The following is a 6229-nucleotide window of genomic DNA, read 5'->3' as shown; positions in this document are numbered from 1 at the left end:
CCCGTCGAGCGACCGCTCGGCGGGGGCGCGGCGCGGTTCCGCCCAAGGGTCCGGGGTGCTGGAAAGGGCCCCGCGGCCGTCAGGCGTGCCCGGCGATCAGGCCGAGCCGGCCGTCGAAGCGGCGGTAGAGCACCCGGCCCCGGCCGCTGACCGGGTGGGCGAAGAACAGGAACGGCAGCTCCGCGCCCGCCAGCCGGTCGACGGCCTGCGCCTCCGTCAGCCGGGGCGCGCCGTACGGGCTGAGGGTGATCGGCGAGGTCCGGCGGCCGGGCGGTCCGGCGGGGACGGTACGGGCGAGGCGGTAGCCGGTCGGCCCGACCCGGTAGACCACGGCGTCGGTCTCGGTCGCCGGATCGGTGAACAGGTGGATGTCGTAGTCCATCGCGTCCATGGTCCGGGCGGCGGCCGCCGGTGAGCACCACACCAGCGAGGGCTCCTTGCGGCGGACCACCCGGAGCTCGCGGACGGCCCCGCCGCCCGGCCCACCGCCGCCCGGCCCACCGGAGTCCGGCGCACGGTGGCCCGGCCAGGGGCGCGGCGCCCAGGCCCCCGTGACGGCCCTGATCCTGCCGCGCAGCGCGTCGCTCACCCGGTCGATCGAGTCGCCCAGCCCGGCCGCGGCCTCCTGGACGCGGATCCGCCGACCGTCCACCTCGGCGTTCACCTGCGCCAGCACGCCCCCGGCGACGGCCGCGAGCCGGACCCGCAGGGCCTCCACCAGCGTCCCCACCCCCGGAGCCGCCGCCGCGGCGGCCACCCGGGCCCGCGTCTCGGCCAGGACCTCGCCGGTCAGCCCCTCGAACGCCCTCACCGTGACCAACTCGCCCATCCCCAGGCCCTTCCACTCCCAGCCGGCGCATACCGGCGACCAGGATCCCGGGCCCCCGGCCGCGCGGCCAGGGCCCAACGGCCCCACTGCGGGGGCCGGGCGGACCAGCCGGGCGGTGGGGAGGGCGACCCGTGTCGCCGGTGAACGGGATGGGAGAGGCACCGTGCCCGGGCTGGTAGGCGCCGGCACGGGGGAGCGCGGCGCGCGGCCGGCGTCGGCTGCTGACGGCGGACCGGGGGCCCGACGACGAGCCGGGCCTGTGACGAACAGGCGCCGCGCCCTCACTCGCCGGGCCGGCCGCCCCCGCCCTGCTCCGGTCGCCGACCCCGGTCCGCTCCGCGGCCGGGCCGGTCGCCCGCCGCAGCGGCCTGCACCCCCGGGAGGCCGGGCGTGCCGCGGGTGCGCAGCTCGCCGAGCACCGCCCAGCCGACCGACACCACCGGCACCGCCACCACCGCGCCCAGGACCCCCGCCAGCACCGCGCCGCCGGCCACCGACACCGCGATCACCACCGGGTGGATGCGGACGGACCAGCTGAGCACCAGCGGATGCAGCAGATGCCCCTCGATCTGGCCGATGACCACGATCAGTGCGAGCACCAGCAGCGCGATCACCGGCCCCCGGGCGGCGAGCGCGACCACGGCGGCGACCGCCAGGGCGATCGGGGAACCGATCAGCGGGATGAGGGTCGCCGCGAACTCCAGCACCATCAGCGGCAGGACCAGCGGCACCCGCAGGATCGCCAGCGCGATGCCCACCAGCACCGCGTTGGAGGCCGCCACGATCAGCACGCCCCGGGTGTAGCCCGCGAAGGTGAGCCAGGCGGCGCGGCCGGCGCGGTCCCAGGCCGAACGGCTCCGGACCGGCAGCTGCCGCTGCGCCCAGGACCACATCCGGTCGCCGGAGTGGAGGAAGAACACCGAGCAGAACACCGCGAGCGCCAGCCCGGTGACCAGCTCGACGATCCGGCCGGCGCCGCTCAGCGCGGTGCTGAGCAGGGTGGAGCGGTGGGCCGAGATGAACGCGCCGATCTTGGCCCGCAGGTCGGTGACGGTGCCGGGCCGCAGGTGGAAGGGGGCGCCGGTGAGCCAGTGGTCGATCCGGGAGAGGCCGCCGCGCAGCTCGTTGCCCAGCCGGCCCCACTCGTCGGCGACGGTGGTGCCGACCAGCGCCAGCACCCCGCCGACGACCGCGAGGGCGCAGAGGAGGACGACCAGGACGGCGAGCGAGCGCGGCATGCCGCGGGCCAGCAGGTCGACCGGCGGGCGCAGCACGGAGGTGATCACCAGCGCTACGAACAGTGCGACGACCGGCAGTTCGAGCCGGGCGAGGACGTCGACGACCAGGTAGGCGGCGAGCCCGAGCAGCACCAGCCGCCAGGTGTACCCGGCCGTCGTCCGCAGTCCGGAGGGGACGTGCTCCCCGGACGGATACGGGTCGGGGCCCGGGCCCGGAGCCCCCGTCCGGGTCCGGCGCGCCGACACCCGGGGACGGCGGCTGCCCAGCGGCACGGGCCGCCGGTCCGGTCCGGCGCCGTTCACTCCCACGGGCGGTCTCCTCGGGCTCGGCCGGGTGTCGTCCTCTCACGTCACGATGACCCATACCGCGACGGTTCGCCCTGCGGCGTCGCCGGGTCCCGTCACCCGGACAGCGGCATGCCGGCCGCGTCGCTGTGCGGGCGCACCGGGCCCGGGCAGACACGGGAACGGCGCCGGTCGCCCCGGGAAGGGCAATGGTCCTCCGTGTACAAGCGGCCGGATGGGGGGAGAATCCATGGCGCAGGGAGGGGGGAGAAGGAGGCCGAGATGAAAAGCCTCACCCGCCGCTACGCGGTGACGCTCCCCGGCCCGATCGGCGGGCACGCTCCACCGTCCGTCGTCGTCGTGTACGAGACGCAGGCCGTGGGGCCCGGCGGGGGCCTGGTCTGGGAGAGCTCGGACGGCGACCTTCGGGTGGAGATCACCGGCGGGGTGGCCACCGTCCTGGCGGCTCCCGCGATCGGCAGTCGGCACCCGTGCCTGATGGCGGTGCCGCTGCCGTGAGCACCTCATCGTGAGCCGTGAGCACGTCGTCGTGAACACGTGGGCCGTGAGCGCGTGGTCGTGGGCAGGAAGAGGAAGGCGACGGAGGGCGGAGGTCGCAACGACAAGGTCACCGAGCGCTGGCGGCCAAGGCCTCGCGCACGGTGACCAGGCAGGGGTCGCAGTACCGGTCCGGCCCGGCCGCACCGGCGCCGTCGCCCACCGGGACGACGCGCTGGGAGGGCTCCAGGAACCGCCCGCACAGCGAGGAGCTCGCGTCGTCCTTGGCCACCACGTGCCACACCACGGCGGGTGGGGAGACCGCCGGGTCGTGCTCGGCCCACATCTCGTACACGGCGCTACCTCCGGATCGCTGGGGGCTCGGTGACTCCATGCAAACCCGCGGTCTGCCGAACGGCCACCGGGCCAGACCCGGTGGGATGGTTGAGGCGCCGGTGACGGTTGGGCGGGCGACGGTCGGGGGCCGCACGCTCAGTCCCGCCGGTCGGGGCCCGGGTGTCCTGGAGGCCCGGGAGGCCTGATTCCTGAGGCCGTGGTCCCCGAGTCTGTGCTCCCCGGGCCGCCCGCCCGGTCGCGGCCCTGGCCGGCGGCCAGGCGGCGCCGGATCACCAGCAGGTCGAGCGCGGTGATGCCGGCGAACCCGGCGCACAGGGCGGCGAAGAATGCGTAGGTCCCCTGGTTGGGCGCGGGGCCCGGGCCGGCCAGCGCGGCCAGCACGGCGAACGCCACCGCCCCGCCGAGGAACAGGACGAGGAAGACCCGGGAGAGCACCCGCCGCAGCTCCAGGTCCGATCGGGCGGTCACCGGCTCGGTGCCCCGGCGCACCGTCTCCTGCGGCCGGAGCTGGGGCATCGTCCGGCCGGGGCCCTGCGGGGTGTGCGGGAAGTCGTGGCGCTCGCCGCTCCGGCGGCGGGCCCCGCCCGCGTGCGGCAGGTCTGGGCTGGGTCGTACGGCCATGACGGCCCCCGAACGGATTCGGCCGGTTGTGTTCCGTCGGCGCGCCTACCCGGTTCCGGCGTCGGCACACGCCCGCGGGGCTCCCGCCCGCACCGGCCCGCCGATGCCCACCGCCGCCCGCCGCCGCCCGCCGCCCGGGTCCCGAAGCCCGGCGGATTCGGCCGCTGTTCACCGGGGCATGGCCCGCCCGATGATCTCCGACCAGTCCCGGTCCCTACCGTCAGGGCCCACACCACTTCCGGGAGCGAACATGCACGACAACCAGGCGACCGAGCACGAGTGCGGCTGCCCGCGGACGGCCGACCTCGACGGCGAGGGGCCGGCCGCGGACAGTCGGCGCCGGTTCCTGCGCGGGGCCGGTCTGCTGGGCGCGGGGGTCGGCACCGCCGGGCTCGGTCTGCTCGGCGCGGTGCCGGCGCAGGCGGCCGGGCCCGAGGCGGCGGGCGCGGCGGGTGCGGCCGTGAAGGCGCCCAAGAAGGGCAAGGGGAAGGGGCGGTGGCAGCCCGACCCGGACGCCCGGCAGTTCACCGTCGTGGTCATGCCGGACACCCAGTACCTGTTCGACCAGGACCGGATCCACCCGGCGCCGCTGGAGGCCTCGGTCCGCTACGTGCTGGACGGCGGGGTCAACCGGGAGGACGGGACGGACGACAACATCGTCTTCCTGGCCCACCTCGGCGACGTCACCGAGAATGGCCTGGCCGTCGAGTACGCCGCCGTCACCAAGGTGTTCGGCCTGCTGGACGACGCGGGCGCCGCCTACGGCGTGCTCGCGGGCAACCACGACGTCCGCTCCTCGACCGACGACCAGCGCGGCACCACCCCGTACCTGGAGACCTTCGGCAAGGCCAGGGCCGCCCGCACCTCCGGCTACCGCGGCTCCAGCCCGGACGGCTACAACACCTGCCACGTGTTCCGGGCGGCGGGCCGCGACTGGATGGTGCTCTCGCTGGACTGGCGGCTCTCCGACGCGGGCTTCGCCTGGGCGAACGGGGTGATCGCGGCGAACCCCAAGCTTCCGGTGATCCTGACCACCCACGACCTGGCGCACGCCGACGACGGCGGCCGCGCCGAGCTGTCCGACAACGGGAAGCGGCTCTGGGAGCGGCTGATCGACGGCAACGACCAGATCTTCCTGACCGTCAACGGGCACTACTGGCCGCCCGGGCGCACCGTGCTGCGGAACAGGGCCGGCCACGACGTGCACGTGCACATCACCAACTACCAGGACCGCTACTACGGCGGTGCGGCGATGATCCGGGCCTACCGCTTCGACCTCGACCGCGGCACCGTCGACGTGTCGACCTTCTCGCCGTGGATCCAGCAGATCGCGGCCGAGGAGCGCAACGCGCTGGCGGCCCAGCACGTCGAGCTGACCTCGGACGTGGACCGCTTCTCGCTCGCGATCGACTTCGAGCGCCGCTTCGCCGGCTTCGCGCCCGTCCCGCAGCGCCCGGCGCGCCGGGCGGGGGAGCTGCTGGTCCGCGACACGGTGGCCTACTGGCGGTTCGACAACGGCGGCGCGGACGGTGCGGCCGTCACCCCGCAGCAGGTCGTCAAGGACCTGAGCGGGCAGGGCAACGACCTGCTCTGGCAGAGCGCCCCGGGCACGCCCGACGGCGCGCTCAGCTGGTCCGCCGAGCACCACCCGGACCAGCCGGGCCACGGCAGCCTGCTGTTCAGGGGCACCCGCTCGCCGGTCCGCGGCGGCTACCTGCAGACGGTGCCCACCGCGCCGGTGAACCGGGAGACCTTCGAGCGCGGGTTCACCGTCGAGGCCTTCTTCAAGCTGCCCGCCGACTGGGACTCCGCGCAGAGCCGCTGGTCCGCCCTGCTCAGCCGCTGGGGGACGAGCGGAGAGGCGGGCAGGAGCGGGCCCGGGACGGACGCCGACGAGCCGGTCGTGACGCTCAGCGTCTCCGAGGCGCCGGCCCTCCAGTGGTGCGTCTACCCGCTCAACCAGACCGGGGCGTCCACCTGTTGGGGCCACCAGCTGCCGCTGGACCACTGGTGGCACGTCGCGGTGGTCAACGAAGGGAAGCTCAGCCGGATGTACGTCGACGGCTGCGAGGTGGCGCGCAACCCGTCGACGCCCGCGGTCGGGCTGACCACGCTGGGACGGCCGTGGATGCTGGGCGGCTACGCGTACGCGGGGGTGCTGGACAAGGTCTTCCACGGGTACATCGGGGACGTCCGGATCGTGAAGCGGGCGCTGCGGGTGGGCGAGTTCATGACCGCCTGACCCGCGCTCCCGCGCGGCACGGACACCGCCGGGCCCTGCTATGGGCCCGGCGGTGCGGTCGTTTCCGGGACGGCAAAGCGGCGAACCGGTGAAACGGCGAAACGGCGAACCGGCGAACGGCGAACCGGTGAAACGGCGAACGGCCGACGGCGGACGACC

6 protein-coding genes are annotated in these 6229 nt (G+C 75.6%); 2 read left to right on the top strand and 4 right to left on the bottom strand.

Going from position 1 to position 6229, the window contains the following annotated elements:
- Positions 1-79: 79 nt before the first annotated feature.
- Together ACFRQN_RS26015 and ACFRQN_RS26010 are read right to left on the bottom strand one after the other, a co-directional pair.
- Positions 80-829 (bottom strand): sigma 54 modulation/S30EA ribosomal C-terminal domain-containing protein, encoded by a 750-nt coding sequence (locus tag ACFRQN_RS26015; RefSeq protein WP_117486458.1) that lies wholly within the window; start codon positions 827-829, stop codon positions 80-82.
- Between the two features lie 281 nt (positions 830-1110).
- Positions 1111-2376 (bottom strand): AI-2E family transporter, encoded by a 1266-nt coding sequence (locus ACFRQN_RS26010; RefSeq protein WP_380742485.1) that lies wholly within the window; start codon positions 2374-2376, stop codon positions 1111-1113.
- A gap of 258 nt (positions 2377-2634) precedes the next feature.
- Here ACFRQN_RS26010 and ACFRQN_RS26005 point away from each other — a divergent pair, with 258 nt between their 5' ends.
- A complete protein-coding gene (locus ACFRQN_RS26005) occupies positions 2635-2871 on the top strand; it encodes a DUF6296 family protein (RefSeq protein ID WP_074003523.1) in 237 nt (78 codons plus the stop codon).
- A 109-nt stretch (positions 2872-2980) separates the two neighbouring features.
- Here ACFRQN_RS26005 and ACFRQN_RS26000 read toward each other — a convergent pair whose 3' ends face one another.
- Entirely contained in the window at positions 2981-3205 is a 225-nt protein-coding gene (locus tag ACFRQN_RS26000; RefSeq protein ID WP_049656887.1) for a hypothetical protein, read from the bottom strand.
- 137 nt (positions 3206-3342) lie between these two features.
- Entirely contained in the window at positions 3343-3828 is a 486-nt protein-coding gene (locus ACFRQN_RS25995; RefSeq protein ID WP_375877358.1) for a DUF6343 family protein, read from the bottom strand.
- Positions 3829-4078: 250 nt separating this feature from the next.
- On the opposite strand from ACFRQN_RS25995, the gene ACFRQN_RS25990 reads away from it, so the two are divergent.
- Positions 4079-6070 carry a LamG-like jellyroll fold domain-containing protein gene (locus tag ACFRQN_RS25990; protein WP_380742482.1) on the top strand — a complete coding sequence of 664 codons (1992 nt, stop codon included), beginning with the start codon at positions 4079-4081 and terminating at the stop codon, positions 6068-6070.
- The last annotated feature ends 159 nt before the right edge of the window (positions 6071-6229 follow it).

This window comes from Kitasatospora sp. NPDC056800 (genome assembly GCF_042789775.1).
Lineage (GTDB): Bacteria > Actinomycetota > Actinomycetes > Streptomycetales > Streptomycetaceae > Kitasatospora.
The sequence above is the reverse complement of the archived record's forward strand: the minus strand, read 5'-3'. Positions and strand labels throughout refer to the sequence as shown.

Bases quoted from the DNA above. Each gene is read 5' to 3' on its own strand.
- ACFRQN_RS26005 (WP_074003523.1), top strand. From the start codon at position 2,635: ATGAAAAGCCTCACCCGCCGCTACGCGGTGACGCTCCCCGGCCCGATC.
- ACFRQN_RS25995 (WP_375877358.1), bottom strand. From the start codon at position 3,828: ATGGCCGTACGACCCAGCCCAGACCTGCCGCACGCGGGCGGGGCCCGC.
- ACFRQN_RS25990 (WP_380742482.1), top strand. From the start codon at position 4,079: ATGCACGACAACCAGGCGACCGAGCACGAGTGCGGCTGCCCGCGGACG.
- ACFRQN_RS26015 (WP_117486458.1), bottom strand. From the start codon at position 829: ATGGGCGAGTTGGTCACGGTGAGGGCGTTCGAGGGGCTGACCGGCGAG.